The organism is Streptomyces sp. TSRI0281 (genome assembly GCF_001905125.1).
Classification (GTDB): domain Bacteria; phylum Actinomycetota; class Actinomycetes; order Streptomycetales; family Streptomycetaceae; genus Streptomyces.
This window is the reverse complement of sequence record NZ_LWLE01000026.1, coordinates 1-18909: the sequence shown is the minus strand read 5'-3', so window position 1 is coordinate 18909 and position 18909 is coordinate 1. Positions and strand designations below refer to the sequence as shown.

Here is an 18909-nt window from a genome sequence, read left to right as displayed (position 1 = left end):
TGAGCCGGGACCGGTGCCGTTTCAGGGCCCGTGCCTGAAACGGCACCGCGGAAGGTGGAAGCTGGATCAGCAGTTGCCCCAGCTGTTAGAGCTGCCCTTGTAGGCCCGGTTGGCGTCCGACGGGGACGAAGTGCCGCTCGCAACGGACTTCAGCCCACCGCCCCAGCCCCAGATGACGCTGTACTCGTCTCCCCAGATACAGGCTTTCAGGCCGGAGGTTCCGTGGTTGTACCAGGAGGCGTCGCGGTTGTTGACGGACCAGAGGTCCCAGGACTGGTTGGTCCCGGCGAACTTGTACATGTTTCCGTTGTAGGAGGTCTGGTCCCACACGCACAGGTTCCCGCTCGGACACGAGGCGGTGCCAGTGACGGAGGCGGACGCACCGGAGGCGGATCCAGCAATGGTCAGCGCGGCGGCGAATCCGGCTGTCAGGATGGGTACGAGTATGCGGCGCATGTCGATGCTCCTCGAGTCAGGGAGAGAGATGTGAGCTCATTTCGCACCACGAGAACGTATTGCTCGGCCCCCTGCGCTACTACGCTTTCGCACAAGGTGGCAGATTCTCTTCAGGGTTTTGACTCGCCGCGCGGTCTTGCGCCGGGCGAAGGCCAGTACGCGTATCTGGCGGATCTGCGTCCTGCCCGACGGTGACGAGACCTCGATGGAGGAACCGCATTGGGACCGCAACAGCGAGGGCCGGCCGATCGCGTGGGTGGGCAGCGCGCCTGACGACTGGTGAGCAGCGGCGGTGAGACCGGCGACAGGACCCCGGGGCGCAGGCGGCCCGGGGTCCTTCGCTGTCCGGGGCCAGCGGCACCGCTCCCAGGCCCTACACGCACTGAGGTGCGATGCCCGGGGCTCCCGAGCTGCGGCATCGCACTGGTGTGCGTGTAGGCCCTGGAGTCTCGGTCAGCTCCCTCTCGTGGCACATGGCAGTGCTACGCGCCACGCCGTGCCTCAACGGGGCGCCTCGTCGGGTTGGGCGGCGGTGTCCTCAGCGACGGGCGAAGGCTCACTTTGCTTGTCGGAGACCAGAACGTGCAGGTTGATGATCTCGCCGCAGACGATGTACGTGTTCAGCGCGCACAGGTTGGCGATGTCGTTCGCGACCTTTGCGTGGACCGCCTTGTTCGTCATCTTGTCGATGGCGGCGAACCGCTCGTACAGCCCTGCGACGGTGGCCGTGATGAGCGTCCGGCTGGAGTCGCTGGTGACAGCCTCTTTGAGGAACTCCGACAGTCGATTGCGGTGTTTGGAGTCGTCGAGGATGTGTCCGTCCGCAGAGGGTTCGGAACGGGCCGGGAACACGTGGTCGACGACGGCTTTGAGAATGCGGCGGCATGTGGTGATGGCCTGGGACAGCTCTTCGGTGAGTCGCGCTCAGGTGCGCTGTTGGCTGCCTCCTGGAGCCGTCGGTAGACGGCGCTGAACTGCTGGAGCAGTTCTGGTACTCCGTCGGCCAGGAGCGCGTCCACTTTGACGCGGTAGCCGTCGAAGATGGACTTGTTGATGGTGCTGTAGTCGAGGCGGCGTTCCCAGGAACACAGCAGGGCGAACGTCAGATGCCGGGCCCGGGCGCGGATGCGCGTAGACCGCTGGCGTGTGTTGAGGTCGACTACGTAGTCACCTCTCTCGCCAGTCCTCTTGAGGTCTTCGAGTTCGTTGTCCCAGAACTCCAGCTCAGCTAGCGAATGGCTATCAATGTTGTCGTCGTTGCCCTCGATTTTCCGGTCATTCATCCACGCCATGACAGCTTGTTCTGCGGGTCCCGTCATCGATCCCCAAGTTGATGGATCCTGCATGAGCATGCGGGAGATTTCACCGTTCGTCGTTCGGTCCCCGCCTGTGGTATTGAGGTCGAGTGAAAGCCGGACCGCGTACTTGGTGTCGCCCACCAGGTTCGCGATGCGCACAGCACGACGGACCGACACTTCCAACGGTATGTCGTCGAACTCGTCCAATGCCTTCTGAACGAGCCGCAGAACGTGATCGCTTGTTGCCATGACAGAAGATTAGGGGCTTGGCGTGGTAGTCCGTCCGGTGTTGACCGTACCGGGCATCTCGGTGCCGGCTGTGGCCTATCCATGCTGTAGAAGTCGGCAGCGAGGTCAAAGTGGTCTCGGTAACGCTGGCCGGAAGGGGACAAGCGCTGGCATGATCCGCGAATGATCATCACGCCCATACCCGGTGCAAGGCTTGAGCTCGTGCACAATCTTCTGCAGTCTGCCCATACCGCGGCGCAGAACCTGAGCAACTACAACACCCCAGAGGAGCACCTGCTCAACTATCTGACCTGGGCAACGGAGCAGTCACGGCTGTTCGAGTCCCAGGTACGCACGAAGGACGTCGAGACGCTGTTCTTCACCCCGGTCTACTGGGCCCTGCTGAACGGGGCTGGGCATCTGGGCGGCAGGCTGGCGCCGAAGGTTTCGAACCAGCTGATCGACCAGGAGGTCCGGCAACGGCTTGCCGTCCTGAACCGGGCAGTCGATGCCGTGCGGGACACGATCCACACTTGGACGGAGCGAACCTCGACGCTAGTTCTCGACACCAGCTTCTTCATCCAACACGAGGAACAGCTGGAGGACGTCGACTTCTCGGCGCTGGCTGATCAGGACGGCGGTATTCGGCTCGCTGTCCCGATGACGGTGGTGGACGAGCTGGACAGGCTAAAAGAGTCCAAGGCATCGTCGCATGTCCGATGGCGGGCACGGTTGGGCTTGGCGATCCTCGATCGACTCCTGCAGGAGGAACAGGCCAGGCTGGGATTCGCAGAGGTGCAGGTGCTGCCCGATCCGCCGGGCCATGTGCGGCTCCCGGACGAGGACGATGAAATCGTGGATAGGGCCCTCACGTTGAAAACGGTCGCGGCCGGTCCGGTCAAATTGGTGACCTACGACACGGGAATGGCTCTGCGGGCGAAGATCGCCAGGATGCCGCACGTGAAGCTGCGGAATGACCCGGGACCGGAGCCGGAGAAGAAGTAGCCGGACGTACCTGCGCTCACCTCGTCTGCTGCCTGGCGGGCACAGTTCACGCACGGCCGGTCTATTTCATAAGTGCGGTGTTCCTGCTCTGTGTGATGCCTGGTGAGCCGGTTGCTCTTCAGGGGCGGGGTGATCGTGTCGGCGAAAGCGGACAGGTCCGGATCGGTGGGCGGCGGGTCGGATTTCCGACCCGACATCGTGGGGGTCAGTCGAGGTCGGTGGTGCTGGTGACGGCGCGAGGCCGGTTGCGGGCCCACTTCTTGAGGTCGCCGGCGCGGTAGAGGAGTTCGGCGCCGCGCTTGCCTGAAGAGCCGGGGAAGGCCGGGTCCTTGGCGCGGGCGAAGCGCAGCGCGGCCAGGGTGATGCCGGGAAGGTGGTCTTCGGCGGCCTCGCGGAGCCCCACCGCCTGGCCGCCGAAGACCAGGGCCGGGGCCAGGGTCGGAGTCGGCGTGGCGTCGGCTGCGAGCTCGCCGGATGCGGCGGCCGGGGCGAGGTTCCGGGCGTCGACGGGCCGGTGTCCGCTCGCGGGCGGCCCGGGGGCTGGCGGGAGCTCGCCGGCGCTGGCGGGCTGGGAGTCGGTGGGCGGCTTGTGCATCTGCACCGGGACGGGTCCGCCGACGGCCGCGGCCTTCTTGCCGGTGGTGGCCCACTCGCGGGCTTCGGGCTCGGTGAAGAACAGGATCTGCGTCTCCCGCGCGGACCCGCCGGAGACGACCTGGGCGCGCCCCTGGTGCTTGGTCGACTTCGGCGCCGGGTGGACCTCCGGGGCAAGCATCCGCCAGGCGTTCAGGCTGTAGCGGGCCAGGATGCGGGTGGAGAACTGCTCGCGGACCTCCGGGCCTCCCAGGGCGCGGGCGGTCGCGGACTGCGCGACCAGGAGGACGTGCATGCGCAGCTGGCGGCCCATGTAGAGGATCTCATTGAGCGCGTCGACGGCCGGAGAGACCTTCGGAACGCCGGACTCGCGGGTCTTCTCCCAGTAGCGGGCCAGCTGCTTCATCGTCGCGTTGACCTCTTCGAGGAGGATCAGCAACCTGGGCCCGATGTCCTTTGGGTCGGCGTCGATCCCCAGGCCGTCGGCGACCCGGTGCGGCGCCGGCCTTCCATGCCGAGCTCGATGAGCTGGTCGCGGATGTCGGCGATGTCGCGGCAGTAGGTGACCCCGGGCAGCCCGGACGCCCACGGGTGGGAGATCCGCTTGGTGTCCAGGACGAACACGAGCGAGCCGTGGTGGAGCATCTGGCAGGCGATGCACCGCAGGGTCACCGACTTGCCGCCGCCCGGGGCGGCGTTGACCAGGATGTGCGGGGACTCCGCGTCCAGGTCGCCGGTGACGATCCGTCCGGCGGAGCCGATCCCGATGACGGGCGCGGACTCCTTGGCGGCGGCCACGATCTCGCGCACCTTGGGGTCCTTGAAGGCCGCCTTGGCCGGGGGCTTGCGGGTCTTCTTCACCGTCACGTACGTCTCGCGGCCCGCCAGATGCCAGGAGAAGGTGACGCCCTCCAGGGCGAGCTTGGTGGTGATGATGTCGGCGACCAGGTCCTTGGAGAAGTCCAGATGGCCCGGCACGTCCACGGGGATCACCGCGTCGTCCTCGGAGAAGTTGCGCGGGATGTGGAGGTAGCGGCGCGGGTCGGTCTGCTCCGGCAGGCGCAGCGGCAGCGCGAGGGCTTCGTGCAGCGGGATCACCCACTCCCGCATCAGCTCCCGGCGCTTGCGGGTCAGCGCGAGATAGGCGGCGGTCGAGACGGTGGCCGTCGACGCCGCGGCGATCCCGGTCTGCTCCAGCACGGTGATCGCGGGATCGGGGTCGGCCCATATCTCCTGGGCGGTCGCGACAGTGGCGTCCTGGTGGACCCACCCGGCCTGGTAGCCGCCCGCCCCGGCGGCGGCCAGCGCGCTGACGCGGAAGGTCAGGCGCTTCCACCCGGCGCGGTAGGAGGAACGCGAGACGCGGCGTTCGACCTTCGGTAGGACGCGGGTGCCCGTACGCCAGAACGTCGCGTCGGTCCGCTTCACCCCGTCCATCGGTCGGCCGGCCAGGAACCTGCCGATCCCGAACGCCACCGACTCCGCGGTGTCCTCCACCTGCTTGTCGAACTTCGTCTGTGTCATCGGCCGTGCCCTTTCGGTGTGCGTCCCGGCACCTCACACCCGGAAGCGGACACCGACGCTAAAACGGCGGGCCTGTGGACAGATTCAGCGAAGGTTGGGCCCTGAGCTGCGATCTGTGGACATGTGATGACGCAGCACACTCGGCAATTCAGCAGGGTAATTGGCTAACGCCCAGGAAGGGCTCACTCGGACAGTGCTGACCTGCGGCTTTGGAGAGACTGGCTGCCAACTAACCTGCGTCACTCTTGCCAACCACGAAGCGTCACATCGCTCTGACCAGGGGCTGCCGAGCAGTCCGCTTGCCAACTACGCCGCGCCGTCACAGGACAACTTTCCGGCCCAAAGATCCGCAGGCGCCCCGCTTGTGCGGCGCTGTCGGTACAACGGTGGGAGAGATCAACCGGGGAGGATCGCATGACCGAGCACGAAGACGCGACCGAATACGAAGGCGCGGTGGAACGCGCAAGGCGGTACGAGGCGATGGCCGCCCGGTACGTGAAGAAAGCAATGGCGGGCGATGCAGGCGCGGCACAGCTGGCTCAGACGTTCGGGTCGCTGGCGGTCGCCGCCCGGATGGAGCGCATGGACTGGCGTATGCGGGTGCTGGGCGACCAGCTCGGGAGCGTGGAGAAGGCGATGAACCTTCTTCGCCGCAAACTGCCCGAGCGGTGACATCCATCAGCTGGCAGCGGCGGTGCTTACCGTGGGACCGTGACGCCCGCTTCCGATGACGCAGCCGAGTCGGCCCCCGTGCCGGTGCGGGTCGTGCTGCCCGCCGACCCGGTGCTCGGACATCCGGAGCAGGAGGTCGTGGCGCGACTGTGGAGGCGACGGCAGACAGAAGCGGGCTGGGTGTACCTCGTGGGACTGCCGTCCAACCGGGATCTTGAAAACGGTGGTGTGGAGGCTGCGGAGTACCGGGTGTGGGTGAGGGCTCCCGAGCACGTGCGGCCGGTCGACGGCGTGGACTACGACCAGGTCCCCACCGAGCCCTCTCCGTCGGCGCCGCCGAAGTCGGTGGTCCGCGAGGTCCTCGGGGAGCGCCGGCCTTCGGGCTGGGTTCTGGCGAAGGTACGCGAGGGCCGGGGCCCGGCCCAGGGTGTGCTGCACGCACCGGACTGCGAAGAGGCACCCCAGGGTGCGCCGCTACTCGATGTTCTGCGCGCCCTGGACGTCGCGCAGAACCCGGGGACACAGCTGTGCACGCTGTGCGGGTGCGCTCAGGAACTCACGCCGATGCTCCGGGGCTTCGACCACATCGGCGACTCCTGACCCGCATGGGTCAGGGCGTGACGGTGTCGCGAAAATCGGACACCGACGCTCAGGCGCAGAACGTAGAACGGTTCACATGTGGGTAAAGGCAGAAAACCAGGAGGTAAAACCATCCTAAAATGGGGCAAATTGTGACGCGGCCCTGTCAGGCATCGCGCGGTCCTGAAATTCTTCGCGTTCCGAACCTGCGTAGGTCACGGATCGGGAGTCGCCAACTCACGAAGTGGCTAGGGTGGTTGCATGTCTTTTATTAAAGGGTTCGTGTCCGACATGGCGCAGACCGACGCACCGAGCGGAGTGATCGTCAACGCACTGCGCTGGGAGATCCTCAACGACTGGACTCAGTACCAGCACGACGACAAGTTCGAGGACAAGACCGTCGAGATGTCGTACTGGTGGGGCTTCGTGAAGCGCGACACCGGCTTCGAGTCGCTGAAATGCCTCTGGGCCAAGCACGAAAGCAACTACCCCATGTTTGCCGAGGCCATCTGGCTCCTGCACCGGGAGTTCAGCGAGGGCGCCGGGGCAGACCACCACCCGCTCTTCGCGAACGTTCCCCCGATCCCGGCCGAAGTCCTGTACCAGAAGATCGCCAGCTGTTCCGCCCCGGTGCACCGCTCGCTCACCCAGGAACAAATGATCGCGATCCTGCGCAAGGCGCCGCAGGACTACAGCAGCATGTCGTAGCGTGTCGCTCCCGCCCCACGCCTGCGCGTCGTCCATCGACCCGACTCGCCCCGGGGCAGACCGCGCGAAGCAGTACGAAGCAATGGCCGCCCGAGCACGTGCGGCCGGTCGACGGCGTCGACTACGACCAGGTCCCCACCGAGCCGCTTCCGCCAGCGCCGCCGAAGCCGTCGGTCCGCGAGGTCCTCGGGGAGCGCCGGCCTTCGGGCTGAGTTCTGGCGAAGGTGCGCGAGGGCCGGGGCCCGGCCCAGGGTGTGCTGCACGCACCGGACTGCGAAGAGGCACCCCAGGGTGCGCCGCTGTCCGGGTGGGTGCGGCAGTCGTCAAGCCGAGGTCGGACGCGAGCTGCCCCAGCGCAGTGCGTGGCGCATGGTCGCGGTCATCCACTCCATCGCCTGGTCGTCGGTGGGTTCGGTCATGCGGAACGTGGCGCTGATCGGGCGCATGCCGCCGTTGTGGTGGGAGGTCCCGGTCATGTACTCCCAGACGTAGACGCGCGGTTCTTCACGTCGCCACTGCCGGCGGTGGGTCGGCTCCGGTGGGATCTGCTGCTGGACCCAGTCGCGGTCCTGTTCGCCTTGGCCGTGGCAGGCGCGCAGCAGGACGTCGTTCCACTCGCCGAGGCCGGGGTGGGGCAGGAATTCGAGGATCGCGTCGCGGAACCATCCGGTGAGGAGCACGTCGTCTTCGGCGATGTGGTCCTGGCCGCCGCTGTCGACGTGGCGGCCGACCAGCTGGCCGAGCCTGGCGACCGGTTCCAGGTCTCCGCTCCATCGGGAACCGGCGGCTTCGAAGACCCGCCAGGTCTGTTCGGTCCAGTGGCCGTTGTCGCACGGATCGCTGCTGGTACCCCATCCCGCGCCGAGCCGGAGGGCCTGCCACATCTGCAGGCCCTTGTTGCTGACGAACTTCCTTCCCATCAGCCCTGTGAGGCGGTGCGGGACGTTCGGGGTGCGCGAGCGGTGGAAGCCGAGCTCGGGCGACCAGCACCATGGGTCGCGCTTGTAGAGGAGCGGGAATTCCGGGTCGGCCATGAACCCGTCGTGGTACCAGCCGTCGCCGTCGTCGAAGCCGCGGTACGGCTGGCAGCGGTGACCTCGTTCTGGGGCGTGACGGCAAAGGGGTGCCAGGAGCGTGGTGGTCATGTCCGTTCAACGAGCACCGCTCCGGTGCGCCGTACGGCCGAACGAGGGACCTCAGAGCCTCGCCCCGGTTGCTGCGCCGCGCACTCAGGAGCCCGTGGTCGCGCTGGGTGCGCGGTGCCTGTCACCCGCGAGGGCGGTGCGCGCGAGCACCGCCTCGATCTCCCCTGCCACGGCGGGCCGACTGCCCCACGTCCGTGGCCTCCTCCCGACCGGCGCGCTCCAGAGCGGCGCACAGGTCGGCGATGTGCTCGTCGCGGATCCCGTCACTGGTGGCGGGGGCGGCCGCGGTGGGGGTGACGGGGGTGACTGTCGCGGTGTACGGGGCGTCGCCGGTCGGCATCGCCGTCCACGGGCCGACGACCTGCCAGCTCCCTTCCGCCAGCGCCCGGTTCGCGGCGGCGGGGTCGAACGGCTCGTCGGGGCCGGTGCCGGTGCAGTAGCCCAGCGGGCCCTGGACGGGGTGATCGAGGTAGACGTGCAGTCGGAGTCGTACTCCGCCCGTACGGGCATTTCAGTGGATTCGTGCGTCATGCGGGCAGCGTAGGAGCCGCCGGAACAGCGGGTTGCCGGATTCGCGATCCCTGTGACAACAGGTGGCACGGTCCGGTAGACAACCATGTCAGTGCGCTGGGGCATGATTTGCTCGTATTGAGCTCTGGGGTGGGTGGTGTGACATGGGTGGGTGGCGAACCGATCCGACGTTCGCAATGTGCCGGGCGCTGGTGGACGGGGCGAAACTTTCCTCGTTCGCGGGCGGCCCGTTCGACGTGCGGGCTGTTATGGCCGGCATACGGCCCGCGACCAAGGACGGATTCCTGCTCGACGAAGTCCCCTGGGAGCACTTCCCGCAGGGCGACCACGTCAGGGAGGCAGTCCGACTGCTGCACGGCGGCGACACGCCGGGCCGTGCCGAAACCGGCGTCGTGATCGGCATGTGCGCCAACGACATGCGGGCCGCCGCCGTGCTCGCCGTGCCGTTCCTGACCCGGATCGCCGCCGACACACGCCACCCTTACCGCGCCGATGCACTCGCCGCAGTCTCCTGCCCCGCTCGCGCCCGCCACTTCGGCGTCGCCTCCCGCGACCAACTGCTACTCCGTCACGCCGTAGCCCGCGACGAAGACCTCTACGACGACTACGGCGTCGAGGTGAGCGGCTACCCGGCGGGCTGGGCGGTCGCCGCCGCCCGCGCCGCGATCACCGTCGACGCCGCCCTGCTGCAGCCGCTTCTCGACGATCCCGACCCGGTCATCCGCATCCGCGCTGCCTACGCCCTGGCTACCGCCAACGACCTTGACCGTGCGGTCCGTGCAGCTTTCCTCACCCGGCTGGCCACCGAGCAGGACCCGATCGTTCGCGCAGCCCTGGTCCTGGCCACCGCCGAGGCCACCCGCACACACCCCCACACGCCGACCACCGCGTGGATACGAGAGCAGTGGCGGGACCGGACACAGTCGCCCGAGGTCCAGCTCGCCGCTGCGGTCGGCTGGCTCTGCCTGACCAACGAACCCGTCCCCGAGGACCTGCGCGCCACCGTCGACGCCCTCGTCACAGAGGACGTCGCCCATGCCATGAGCGCCTTGCCTTGGATGGCCGCCGCCAGCCGATCCGGCGAAACGGGGCTGCAGCACTGCATCCGAGAGCTGCTCCAGCCCGAACAAGCCGATCCAGTGGAGGACGACGACCCATGGGCCTTGCGCCCCTGACGGGTGCCGGCCACAGTCAGAACGCTCCAGCAGGCTGCTCGCGACCTGCCCACCGTGCTTCGATGAAGGGCGGCTCGCGTGGGCTCTGCCTGGCCTTACCCAGTTACCTGCGCACGCTGGTCCGAGTCTGGCTTTGAACTTGGCGGTCCGCTTCGAACGGGCGTAGCTATATAGCACTCGTCCGAGTGTTTCGCGGACCGTGGTCCGGCCCCTTCATGATCCTGAACTCAGCTACGAGGAACAGGATTCGACGCGGAGGCCGCATTGCCGATCTTGCTCCACCAGGAGCACGAGATCCCCCGTCCGGGTTGGGCCGGCCCCTCCCCCGAACCGCCCTTACAGGAAAGGGCGTCGGTGAGGGCATGCACCCGATCCATGAGCGCATCTGTCCGAGCCCGGCCTGGTGGTCCTGGACATCACCGCCCCCGACGAGACCACCCTGAACACCGTGACGGCCGGCCTCCAGGAACGGTGGGCGACATCCGGCCTCAGTACCGGACAGCGGACTCCCGGGCATCCGGGCATCCGGGCACGTGTCTACGCCGACACCCGGCGTCCCGGCACCTCCCCGTCGCCGGACGCGGGAGAACCACCGCGGTGAGGCGCACGCAGCGACGGGGTGTCGCCGTGTCCGGTTGATGGTGCGCGTGCTGGGACTCGTCACGGGGTAAGCGACAAGTTCGGCGCTCCAGAGTCAGGTGCGGAGCAGTAAGGCGTGGATGCGGGCGATGGCCCGCAGTACCTCGTCGCGGTTCTTGGCTTGCTGCATCCATGCGGGCAGGCGCGCCACCACGGTCATCCTTCGGCTCTTTTCGTGCCAGGGAATCCCTTCGCGTAGCGGTGCCTGCACGAATCGCCTGATCAGGTCCAGGTGTTCCAGGCTGTAGGCCCATACCCGCCCGTGCCGGGTCTCCGCCTGCAGCCACAGACGGACGCCGAAGTACGGGTCTGTGGCCGACTCGTGCCGGTCCCTGGGCAAGGTCACACGCCCACGGCTCCATTCCTTCGCCGTCCCGCAGTTCCGGCAGACGAGTCGCCTTGGAGCGAAAAGACCCTGATCGTGCACTCCGGCAGGGCCTGGTGCTGTCCCGACGTGTGCGACCTTCTCGCAGCCGGGACAGCGCACGAGAACAGACGCGAGGAAGTCGTACTTCGTGCTGCGTGGATCCCGGAACCGATGGTGCGTGGAGATCGGACTCATCAGATCAGTATGCGAGCCAAGCACGAAGGCTCCTACGGAATAAATCTCAAGCTGACGCTGAGAATTTTCGCGCATCAGCCGCTCGACGGTACAGCGGGCTGCCGTGACGCCTTCCCGCCGCAGCTGTCGGTGGATGCGCCAGGCTCCGTAGGTCTCGCCGGATCCGGTGTGGATGCGGCGGATGTCCGCGCCGAGGTGTTCGTCGCGGAGCCCGCGTGCGGACTTCGGACGCTTGCGGCGGGCGTTGCAGGCGGAGACCGACAGGTTCAGTTCCCGGCACACGGGCTCGACCCCGAAGTCATCGCGGCGGTGGTTGATCACCGCGTCGGCCTCGTGCGGGGCTGGTCGAGCTCCTTTGCGAAAAACACGCCGGCTGTCTTCAGGATCTCGTTCGCCCTTCGCAACTCAGCTGCCTCCTTGCGGAGTTGTGCGATCTCCGCTCGCTCGGCGGAGGTGAGCAGGTCGGGCCGGCTGCCGAGGTCGGCCTCGGCCTGGGGGACCCACAGCCGCAATGCTTCCTTGTGGATCCCAAGATCCCGGGCCACGTGGGCGACCGGACGGCCAGAGTTCCGTACTTCACGGACGGCTCGCTCGCGGAGCTCGTCAGGATACTTCCGGGGTGCAGGCATCAGACCTGTGCTTCCCATCTGCCGAGGCGATCACGCCCGGCTTCAGGGCCGCTACGAAATCCGGTTCAGCTCATCCGAGGCGAAGCAGAGAACGCCCACCCGGTACGTGGGCGGCAGACATGACCATCAGGGTCGCAGGAATGGTTGCCCATCGATCACACGGCCGCCAGGACGCGTCGCGGCGCTGGCGCCAAAAGGGCCTCTGCCTGCGGTCACGTCCTCTTCCAGCCCCCGCCGACAGCCGGTTGAATGAACCCACATCGAGCACCGGGGGGACGCCGTGATGGCGGAAGAGTTCGGGTATCAAGTGTCGCCGAGACCGGCATCCGTGATGACTCCGGCCGTAGGGGCGGTGGTGAGCGAGGAGTTGGACAAAGCGAAGAACGAGAAATCCGAGACACCTTTTGGGCTCTCGGGATCATTCCTGGCGGTAACCGTCCTCATCAATCCCCTCTGGTACCTGGACGACCCCTCGCCGATCGCAGTCCTCCTCCCTTTGGCCCTGGGCATCCTTGGGGTGATCTGGTCAGTACACGATGACACCAGGATCAAGGGAAACTTGCAGGCCATGGAGCGCAAGGCGGCTGTGGCGCTCTCGAGTCCCTGGCAGGCATGGCCCTGCCGCCTGGAAGAGCTCCCCGGGGGGAAAGGCAAGGGAATGATGCTGCTCGGCCCGGATACAACGGTCGCGTGCACCTTCAGCTCTCCCGTACCGGAAAGCGTATGGGTCGGCACACCGGACGGCCGCGGAGTGTTCTGGTTCGCGGGTGACCTGCGGTTCGGAGGGCTGATGTCCGTCCCGGGCGGAGACCCCCTCTGGTGGGCTCACCCCGTAACCACGCAACCGACCCTCGCACCCCCGGTCGCAGACAGGAAACTCTCGAAGAAGCGGTCATCCACCAAGCCGTCGGCTTCGCCTTCGAGGAATGGCTGTAGGAACAGGCGAGGCCGGCCGCGGAACAGCTCAGCTGGCGCCGCGTCCACCCCCCACTGCCGGCCACCGGCCCGGCGCCCCGCGTCGGGCCGGAGAAGAAGGCCAGCGCAGCGCCGCCCACCGACACCCCCTCGCCCGCCGCAGTGTTACAGGCTTCTCGGCTGAGCGACATCAGAGGCAGTCGCTGGTTGCCGGACGGGGTATCCCCCGCCCGGCTTAGAGGATGTCTCACGTGGCACTTCGAGGTACGGCATGATGTTGCACCGTGAGGGTTGATCTGTCGCGTCGGCTGGTGCCGGACGAACTGTGGGAGCTGGTAGCTCCGTTGATGCCGAGGTTCACGTCCCGTCCGCAGGGCGGGGGTACTGCCCCGGTGGACGAGCGAGCGGTGTTCACGGCCGTGGTGTACGTGCTGACGAGCGGGTGCGCGTGGCGGTATCTGCCGGAGTCGTTCAGGGTCTCGCCGGCCACCGCGCACCGTCGGTTCACCGCGTGGACCGAGGCCGGGCTGTGGCGCAGGCTGCACCTGGCGGTGCTGGACGAGCTCGGTGCCAGGGGCGAGCTGGACTGGACGTCCGCGATCGTCGGTGCCGCCTCGGTGCGGGCGAAAAGGGGGGCTCGCTGACCGGGCCGAATCCGGTCGATCGCGGCAAGAAGGGCAGCAAACTGCACGTGCTGTCCGAGGCCCAGGGCCTGCCGCTGGCCGTCGCGGTGTCCGGCGCGAACGTGCACGACAGCCAGGCGTTCAAGCCGTTGATTCTCGGCATTCCCGCCGTCCGCTCCCGGCGCGGACCACGTCGGAGGAAGCCGGTGAAGGTCCGCGCGGACAAGGCGTACTACTCCGCGGAGCACCTTCGCTGGCTCCGCAGCCGGAACCTCATCGCGCGGATCGCCCGTCCCGGTATCGAGTCCAACGAGCGGCTCGGCCGGCACCGCTGGAAGATCGAGCGGTCGATCTCCTGGCTCTTCGGCTACCGCCGCCTCACCGTCCGGTACGAACGAAAAGGCAGCCACTTCCTTGCCTTCCTCGGCCTCGCCGCAGCCCTGACCTGCTACAAGAGACTCGCGAAGCTCACCACGTGAGACACCTTCTTAGTGGTCAACGTCGGAAGTCCTTCGGGAGTTGACGCAGAGTGGGACCTATGCGGGGCCTTGACCACATCTCAACGCCCACGGACGGACTGGGCGCCTACCGGGTATGGGTGTACGAGAAACCGGGCTCGGGGTTGAGGGCCGGATCGGGCAGCGTGATACCCCGGCGGAAGGGTGCGTGACCCGCGAGCGTGACAGTGTTCAATTGCGTAGATATGCACGGTTCATGCTGAGCCGAGCAGGCTTGCCCCGCTTGCTACGGCAGTGGCGCGGTCCGGTGTGACGAGCCGTGCCATCGTCGCGTCGACCTCCAGGCCAAGCCACTGCGGCAGGCTAGTGCCGAGCAGGTCCGCGTAGCCCTCGTAGTCGTCGCCTGCCCGGAAGATGGGCGACTCACCGGTGTCGTCGCACCAGTCACTGACAAGTTCGACCCACTCGCCGTCGTCGGAGGCGATCTGAATCAGTGAGCGGGCGACGGTTGGGTTGAGCATCACGCTGTCACCGACCTCAAAATTCCGCCAGGTGGCGGCCGTGGCGCGTAGGGCCTCTGCGGCGCCGTCGAACCACTCCTGGTATCCGTAGTCCAAGGACTCGTGGACCGGGCGAATCGAGTTGTCCACCCGTGCCACCGACAGCCGGTACTCGAGGCCGTAGCCATGATCGTCGAGAAAAGCGGATGGGGCGAATATCTCCGGGCTCATCAGCGCGTCGAACAGTGTGCGCCATTGCGGGCTTCGCGCCCGTAGCTCCCAAAATCCGATCAGCGAGGGTGGGAGCGGGGTGCCGAGGCGCAGCTGCAACCTGGTCAGCAGCGTCGTAAAGTCCGCCGACGGCGCGTTGGGCTCCATGCTTGCCTGTAGTGCCGGTTCGACCAGCGCCAGGAGCGCCCCGAACCGCGGCGGTTCGTGGAAATGCATATCCACAGCCTCAAAGGCTTCATCGAAAGCCCGTTCCAGGCCCGAGGCGTCCACGGCTCGAAGCCATTGACAGACCCGGTCGGTCACCTCACCGAACGTCGGCTCCGGTGCACGTCGGCCATGATCTCGCGTCAGAGCCTCGAAACTAACGTCAGCCACCAGTGCACCCTATGGCAAGTCGGCTCCGGAAATCCTTCGCGGGCTGACACCGGAGCCGGTGCCGTGGGTGGCTTCTCTCAGAGGTCGTTTTCGTCCGATGTTTCATCCTGAGATGGGACGTTCTGTGGCCTTCTTCGGGTCGCGCCAGGAGATGGTGTTCTCATTGGTGAGGCGGCGGGCCATGAGGTCGGTCATGGCAATGTGGATCACGGCTTCGGAGCGGGCGGGCAGGGTTTCGTAGTCGCGGGCCAGGCGGCGGTGGAGCATGAGCCAGCCGTAGGTTCGCTCGACCGCCCACCGCTTCGGGATCGGAGTGAAGCCCCTGCTCCCAGGCTTGCGGGCGGTGATCTCCATGTCGATGCCGAGGGTGGCGGCATGCTCCACGAGGTGCTGGCGGTAACCGCCGTCGACCCACACCTTGCGGATGCGCGGATGTTCGGCGGCGACCTGGTCGAGCAGCGCGGTGCCGACAAGAGAGTCCTGCACGCTGGCCGCGGTCACCAGCACGGCGAGGAGAAGGCCGAGCGTGTCGGTGACGATGCTTCGCTTCCTGCCAACGATCTTCTTGCCGGCGTCGATGCCCTGGCCGGTGGCGGGAACGCTGGTGGAGGTCTTGACGCTCTGGGCGTCGATCACGCAGGCCGTTGGCTCGGTGTCCCGGCCTTCCTTCTCTCGTAGAAGCTGCCGGAGCAGGTCGTTGAGCTGGGCGAACACGCCCTCGTCGGCCCATTTGGAGAAGTAGCCGTAGACGGTGTTCCAGTGCGGGAAGTCGTGCGGGAGGTACCGCCACTGGACCCCGGTGCGGTCCACGTACAAGATCGCGTCCATGATGTCGCGCAGGTCGTGCTCGGGCGGCCGGCCAAAAGCAGGGCCCTGCCTCGGCGCTCGAAGCGCCACGCGGTCAGGACCGGCTCGATCAACTCCCAGCGGGCATCGGACAGATCACTCGGATACGGACGTCGCTTCGGCATGCTTCCGGCGTACCGCGCCGGACCGAGTTCGCCCAGGCGCACAGCGATGGCGACGGAAGCACCCGACCGCGGAGACCGGACATCCTGGGATGACACAGGAGCACGTAGCCTTCCGCCCCATCCGCAACTCCACCCACCCCGCAGGCATCGACCGACTCCACAACCTCGTCTGCACCGCACCCCAACACTCCAAGGATCCGCTAATAGGCGGGCAGTTCAGATGAAAACGACCTCTCAGAACTACTCATTTCTGCGAGCGCGAAGCGTGACACCCTTTCAACGGTGGTTGCGTGGCGGCCTGGGCGCTCTCGATCTGGAGTTCGTTCCGCTCCTGGGCCGCCGCGAGATGACCAGCGACGCCAACGGCCTGTCAGAGGTCGCTGCCCCTTCGAGCCTTCGACGAACAGACCGTCGTCGAAGGGTGGATATGTGAGGGGCCCGGCGGCGCGCCGCCGGGCCCCTCACTGTCAAGCCAGTCCCTACCGTGGTTGGGGCCACCGATCCGCCGGCCCCATGGTCGACCACCCTGTCCGGGCTTCTACGGAGCACCGCACGCTAGTGCTCTGACCGGGATGGTTCACTGGGTTGTGCTTGCCGGTGAGGGGCCGTGGGCCGGTTGGATGTGGGGACACATCCGATCTGGTGCATGGAGGCGTGGTGGCAGAGCCGGTCAAAGTCCGCAGACTGACCGACCAGGAGGGGCAGCGACTGCAGCAGATCGTGCGGCGGGGCAGCACCAGCTCAGTGCGCTACCGGCGCGCGATGATGCTGTTGGCCTCGGCCGGCGGCAACCGCGTGCCGGTGATCGCCCAGCTGGTGGCGGCCGACGAGGACACTGTGCGCAACGTCATTCATCGCTTCAACGAGATCGGCCTGGCCTGCCTGGACCCTCAGTGGGCGGGAGGCCGCCCCCGCCAACTCAGCCCTGAGGACGAGGACTTCGTTGTACAGACGGCAACCACCCGCCCGGCCAAACTCGCCCAGCCCCTCACTCGCTGGTCGATTCGCAAGCTCGCCGCCTACCTCCGCAGAATCCACGGGCGGGTGATCCGCATCGGTCGCGAGGCCCTGCGCTGCCTGCTCGCCCGACGCGGCATCACTTTCCAGCGGACCAAGACATGGAAGGAGTCCACCGATCCTGACCGCGACGCCAAGCTGGACCGGATCGAGCACGTCCTGGACCATTTCCCTGACCGCGTTTTCGCGTTCGACGAGTTCGGCCCGCTCGGAATACGCCCGACCGGCGGATCCTGCTGGGCCGAGCAGGGCAGGCCCAACCGGGTCCCGGCGACCTACCACCGCACCCACGGCGTGACCTATTTCCACGGCTGCTACTCCATCGGCGACGACTCCCTCTGGGGTGTCAACCGCCGCCGCAAGGGCGCCGTCAACAGCCTGGCCGCACTCAGGTCCATCCGCGCCGCCCGCCCCGACGGCGCCCCGATCTATGTGATCATGGACAACCTCTCCGCTCACAAGGGCGCCAAGATCCGCCGGTGGGCGTGGAAGAACAACGTCGAGCTGTGTTTCACCCCGACGAACGCCTCCTGGGCCAATCCGATCGAGGCGCACTTCGGGCCGCTGCGGCAGTTCACCCTGGCCAACTCGAACCACCCCAACCACACCGTTCAGACCCGCGAGCTGCACCGCTATCTGCGCTGGCGCAATGCCAACGCCCGCCATCCCGACGTCCTGGCCCACCTGCACTTCACCCCGACCGGCTCGTCCTGGCTGAACCTCGTTGAGCGATGGTTCGCCGAGCTGACCAACAAGCAGATACGGCGAGGCGTCCACAGATCCGTCCAGGCCCTGGAGAAGGACATCCGCAACTGGATCGCTGCCTGGAACGCCGACCCGAACCCCTACGTCTGGACGAAGTCCGCCGACGAAATCCTCGAACGCCTCGCCAGCTATCTAAACAGAATTCCCGACTCAGAACACTAGGGCGCGCATTGAGTCGTGATCAATTGGTTCGCGTGAGGTCCTTGATCCAGATCATGGAGGCACGGAGATGGAGGCCGGCGAGGTAGCTTTCGGGTGTCTTGTCGTAGCGGGTGGCGATGCCCCGCCAGGCTTTCAGTCTGTTGATCAGGCGTTCGACGGTGTTCCTCTCTTTGTAGAGGTCGGTGTCGTGGCTGACGGGCCGGCCGCCCCGGCTGCCTTTCCTCTTCCGGTTGGCAGCCTGGTCCTTCTTCTCCGGGATGACGGCCTTGATCTGGCGTTTGCGCAGGTAGGCACGGTTGCCGCGGGAGGAGTACGCCTTGTCCCCGGCGACCGCGTCCGGCCGGGCCCGGGGACGGCCGGACCGGGCCACGGACCCGGATCTTCTTGAGCACGGGGATGAACTGGGGGCTGTCGGCGGCTGTCCCGCGGTCAGGACGATCGCGAGCGGGCGGCACTTGCGGTCGGCTGCGAGGTGGACCTTGCTGGTCTGCCCGCCCCGCGAGCGCCCGAGCAGGGCGGCCTTCAGCCGGAGTCTGTGTCGGCGTCGGTTACGTCGCCGCTCTTCGTGGGCGGGACCACGGTCGGCGGATCGCCCGGTTTGTCCTTCCGCCCCGCCCCCTTTTGCCGGGCCTTCTCCTCCTCGGCGGCGGCTCTTTCCAGGGCGGTCAGGACGCTCTCGTCCAGGTGCATCCCGGCGGCATCGTGGTGGGCCCGGGCGGTGGTGGAGTCCACGCTGACCAGGGACACGTCTGCCTCGCCCCGCCTCGCGGCTTCGGCGATCAGGCCCTCCAGCAGGGCCTCGAAGACCCCGCCGTCACGCCACTGCCGGAAGCGGTTGTGGACGGTCGGCCAGGGACCGAACTCGGCCGGCATCTCCCGCCACTGCCCGCCTGTCCTGAACTTCCAGATCACGCCCTCGAACTGCTGCCGCAGCCGCTCGGGATACGGGCCGTACCCGCCGACCGGCAGGTACGGCCCGATGAACTCCCACTCCACGTCCGCCAGTTGCACTTGCGTCATACAAGAAGGTCTACCGGTCCAAGCGTCGCCACGACAGCGAATCCCGCAGATTGATCACAACTCAATACGCGCCCTAGTACTGCAACGGTCTTTGGCCTGATGGGTGGGCAGTTTCGGGTGGTGTGTG

The 18909-nt window shown here is 67.1% G+C and carries 20 protein-coding genes and 3 pseudogenes; 9 read left to right on the top strand and 14 right to left on the bottom strand.

Annotated features, from left to right (window positions below):
• Positions 1-66: 66 nt before the first annotated feature.
• The 3 genes from A6A29_RS28640 to A6A29_RS45030 form a co-directional block, all read right to left on the bottom strand.
• The gene (locus A6A29_RS28640) at positions 67-456 is read right to left on the bottom strand and encodes a peptidase inhibitor family I36 protein (RefSeq protein ID WP_073724273.1); all 390 of its coding nucleotides are present in this window, start codon (positions 454-456) and stop codon (positions 67-69) included.
• Positions 457-957: 501 nt separating this feature from the next.
• Positions 958-1137 carry a hypothetical protein gene (locus tag A6A29_RS45035; protein ID WP_143197102.1) on the bottom strand — a complete coding sequence of 60 codons (180 nt, stop codon included), beginning with the start codon at positions 1135-1137 and terminating at the stop codon, positions 958-960.
• Positions 1134-2003, bottom strand: coding sequence for a hypothetical protein (locus A6A29_RS45030; RefSeq protein ID WP_143197101.1), 870 nt, complete (start codon positions 2001-2003; stop codon positions 1134-1136). Before A6A29_RS45030 ends, A6A29_RS45035 begins: the two co-directional genes overlap by 4 nt.
• 162 nt (positions 2004-2165) lie before the next feature.
• Here A6A29_RS45030 and A6A29_RS28630 point away from each other — a divergent pair, with 162 nt between their 5' ends.
• The gene (locus tag A6A29_RS28630) at positions 2166-2987 is read left to right on the top strand and encodes a PIN domain-containing protein (RefSeq protein WP_073724269.1); all 822 of its coding nucleotides are present in this window, start codon (positions 2166-2168) and stop codon (positions 2985-2987) included.
• Between the two features lie 205 nt (positions 2988-3192).
• On the opposite strand, the gene A6A29_RS45995 is transcribed toward A6A29_RS28630, so the two are convergent.
• A complete protein-coding gene (locus tag A6A29_RS45995; RefSeq protein ID WP_198953350.1) occupies positions 3193-4020 on the bottom strand; it encodes a hypothetical protein in 828 nt (275 codons plus the stop codon).
• On the bottom strand, positions 4014-5105 hold the full coding sequence (locus A6A29_RS45990) for a hypothetical protein (RefSeq protein WP_198953348.1): 1092 nt from the start codon (positions 5103-5105) through the stop codon (positions 4014-4016). The genes A6A29_RS45995 and A6A29_RS45990 overlap by 7 nt, the downstream gene beginning before the upstream one ends.
• Positions 5106-5519: 414 nt before the next feature.
• Between A6A29_RS45990 and A6A29_RS28615 the strand changes: the two genes are divergently transcribed.
• From A6A29_RS28615 to A6A29_RS48245, 4 genes and pseudogenes are all read left to right on the top strand, one after another.
• A complete protein-coding gene (locus A6A29_RS28615) occupies positions 5520-5777 on the top strand; it encodes a hypothetical protein (RefSeq protein ID WP_073724265.1) in 258 nt (85 codons plus the stop codon).
• Positions 5778-5855: 78 nt separating this feature from the next.
• A complete protein-coding gene (locus A6A29_RS28610; protein WP_073724263.1) occupies positions 5856-6377 on the top strand; it encodes a DUF6233 domain-containing protein in 522 nt (173 codons plus the stop codon).
• Between the two features lie 240 nt (positions 6378-6617).
• Positions 6618-7064, top strand: coding sequence for a hypothetical protein (locus tag A6A29_RS28605; RefSeq protein WP_143197100.1), 447 nt, complete (start codon positions 6618-6620; stop codon positions 7062-7064).
• Positions 6974-7363, top strand: a pseudogene (locus A6A29_RS48245) (hypothetical protein); the annotation flags it as partial. The gene A6A29_RS28605 and the pseudogene A6A29_RS48245, both read left to right, overlap by 91 nt.
• A gap of 24 nt (positions 7364-7387) precedes the next feature.
• Here the strand turns inward: A6A29_RS48245 and A6A29_RS28595 are convergent.
• Entirely contained in the window at positions 7388-8209 is an 822-nt protein-coding gene (locus A6A29_RS28595) for a hypothetical protein (RefSeq protein ID WP_073724259.1), read from the bottom strand.
• Between the two features lie 121 nt (positions 8210-8330).
• Positions 8331-8549 carry a hypothetical protein gene (locus tag A6A29_RS45025; protein ID WP_143197099.1) on the bottom strand — a complete coding sequence of 73 codons (219 nt, stop codon included), beginning with the start codon at positions 8547-8549 and terminating at the stop codon, positions 8331-8333.
• Positions 8550-8883: 334 nt separating this feature from the next.
• Here A6A29_RS45025 and A6A29_RS28590 point away from each other — a divergent pair, with 334 nt between their 5' ends.
• Positions 8884-9915, top strand: a complete 1032-nt coding sequence (locus A6A29_RS28590; RefSeq protein WP_073724257.1) for a HEAT repeat domain-containing protein — start codon at positions 8884-8886, stop codon at positions 9913-9915.
• Positions 9916-10300: 385 nt separating this feature from the next.
• The gene (locus A6A29_RS47105) at positions 10301-10516 is read left to right on the top strand and encodes a DUF6207 family protein (RefSeq protein WP_079183070.1); all 216 of its coding nucleotides are present in this window, start codon (positions 10301-10303) and stop codon (positions 10514-10516) included.
• Positions 10517-10609: 93 nt separating this feature from the next.
• Here the strand turns inward: A6A29_RS47105 and A6A29_RS47100 are convergent, their stop codons facing one another.
• From A6A29_RS47100 to A6A29_RS28570, 3 genes and pseudogenes are all read right to left on the bottom strand, one after another.
• Positions 10610-11116: a hypothetical protein gene (locus A6A29_RS47100; RefSeq protein ID WP_241838709.1), complete on the bottom strand. Its 507-nt coding sequence runs from the start codon at positions 11114-11116 to the stop codon at positions 10610-10612.
• A gap of 75 nt (positions 11117-11191) precedes the next feature.
• Positions 11192-11398 (bottom strand): annotated as a pseudogene (locus A6A29_RS47095) (IS3 family transposase); the annotation flags it as partial.
• Positions 11399-11433: 35 nt separating this feature from the next.
• Positions 11434-11745, bottom strand: coding sequence for a transposase (locus A6A29_RS28570; RefSeq protein ID WP_073724253.1), 312 nt, complete (start codon positions 11743-11745; stop codon positions 11434-11436).
• A gap of 1199 nt (positions 11746-12944) precedes the next feature.
• On the opposite strand from A6A29_RS28570, the gene A6A29_RS43500 reads away from it, so the two are divergent.
• A protein-coding gene (locus A6A29_RS43500) for an IS5 family transposase (protein WP_198953346.1) occupies positions 12945-13762 on the top strand; the annotation gives its coding sequence in 2 pieces (ribosomal slippage) (positions 12945-13292 and positions 13295-13762; 816 coding nt in all).
• Positions 13763-13995: 233 nt separating this feature from the next.
• Here A6A29_RS43500 and A6A29_RS28550 read toward each other — a convergent pair.
• Entirely contained in the window at positions 13996-14775 is a 780-nt protein-coding gene (locus tag A6A29_RS28550) for a hypothetical protein (protein ID WP_143197098.1), read from the bottom strand.
• A 174-nt stretch (positions 14776-14949) separates the two neighbouring features.
• Positions 14950-15818, bottom strand: a pseudogene (locus A6A29_RS28545) (IS5 family transposase).
• Positions 15819-16475: 657 nt separating this feature from the next.
• Between A6A29_RS28545 and A6A29_RS28540 the strand changes: the two are divergent.
• Positions 16476-17762 (top strand): IS630 family transposase, encoded by a 1287-nt coding sequence (locus A6A29_RS28540; RefSeq protein WP_198953344.1) that lies wholly within the window; start codon positions 16476-16478, stop codon positions 17760-17762.
• Between the two features lie 19 nt (positions 17763-17781).
• Here A6A29_RS28540 and A6A29_RS47090 read toward each other — a convergent pair whose 3' ends face one another.
• Together A6A29_RS47090 and A6A29_RS47085 are read right to left on the bottom strand one after the other, a co-directional pair.
• Complete coding sequence (locus A6A29_RS47090; protein ID WP_241838708.1) at positions 17782-18276, bottom strand: IS5 family transposase; 495 nt, start codon at positions 18274-18276, stop codon at positions 17782-17784.
• Between the two features lie 8 nt (positions 18277-18284).
• The gene (locus A6A29_RS47085; RefSeq protein ID WP_241838704.1) at positions 18285-18782 is read right to left on the bottom strand and encodes a transposase; all 498 of its coding nucleotides are present in this window, start codon (positions 18780-18782) and stop codon (positions 18285-18287) included.
• Between the last annotated feature and the right edge of the window lie 127 nt (positions 18783-18909).

What these genes read in the sequence shown, in the direction of transcription:
- A6A29_RS28640 (WP_073724273.1), bottom strand. Translation starts at nt 456, where the DNA reads ATGCGCCGCATACTCGTACCCATCCTGACAGCCGGATTCGCCGCCGCG.
- A6A29_RS45035 (WP_143197102.1), bottom strand. Translation starts at nt 1,137, where the DNA reads ATGACGAACAAGGCGGTCCACGCAAAGGTCGCGAACGACATCGCCAAC.
- A6A29_RS45030 (WP_143197101.1), bottom strand. Translation starts at nt 2,003, where the DNA reads ATGGCAACAAGCGATCACGTTCTGCGGCTCGTTCAGAAGGCATTGGAC.
- A6A29_RS28630 (WP_073724269.1), top strand. Translation starts at nt 2,166, where the DNA reads ATGATCATCACGCCCATACCCGGTGCAAGGCTTGAGCTCGTGCACAAT.
- A6A29_RS45990 (WP_198953348.1), bottom strand. Translation starts at nt 5,105, where the DNA reads ATGACACAGACGAAGTTCGACAAGCAGGTGGAGGACACCGCGGAGTCG.
- A6A29_RS28615 (WP_073724265.1), top strand. Translation starts at nt 5,520, where the DNA reads ATGACCGAGCACGAAGACGCGACCGAATACGAAGGCGCGGTGGAACGC.
- A6A29_RS28605 (WP_143197100.1), top strand. Translation starts at nt 6,618, where the DNA reads ATGTCTTTTATTAAAGGGTTCGTGTCCGACATGGCGCAGACCGACGCA.
- A6A29_RS28595 (WP_073724259.1), bottom strand. Translation starts at nt 8,209, where the DNA reads ATGACCACCACGCTCCTGGCACCCCTTTGCCGTCACGCCCCAGAACGA.
- A6A29_RS45025 (WP_143197099.1), bottom strand. Translation starts at nt 8,549, where the DNA reads ATGCCGACCGGCGACGCCCCGTACACCGCGACAGTCACCCCCGTCACC.
- A6A29_RS28590 (WP_073724257.1), top strand. Translation starts at nt 8,884, where the DNA reads ATGGGTGGGTGGCGAACCGATCCGACGTTCGCAATGTGCCGGGCGCTG.
- A6A29_RS47100 (WP_241838709.1), bottom strand. Translation starts at nt 11,116, where the DNA reads ATGAGTCCGATCTCCACGCACCATCGGTTCCGGGATCCACGCAGCACG.
- A6A29_RS28570 (WP_073724253.1), bottom strand. Translation starts at nt 11,745, where the DNA reads ATGCCTGCACCCCGGAAGTATCCTGACGAGCTCCGCGAGCGAGCCGTC.
- A6A29_RS47085 (WP_241838704.1), bottom strand. Translation starts at nt 18,782, where the DNA reads ATGACGCAAGTGCAACTGGCGGACGTGGAGTGGGAGTTCATCGGGCCG.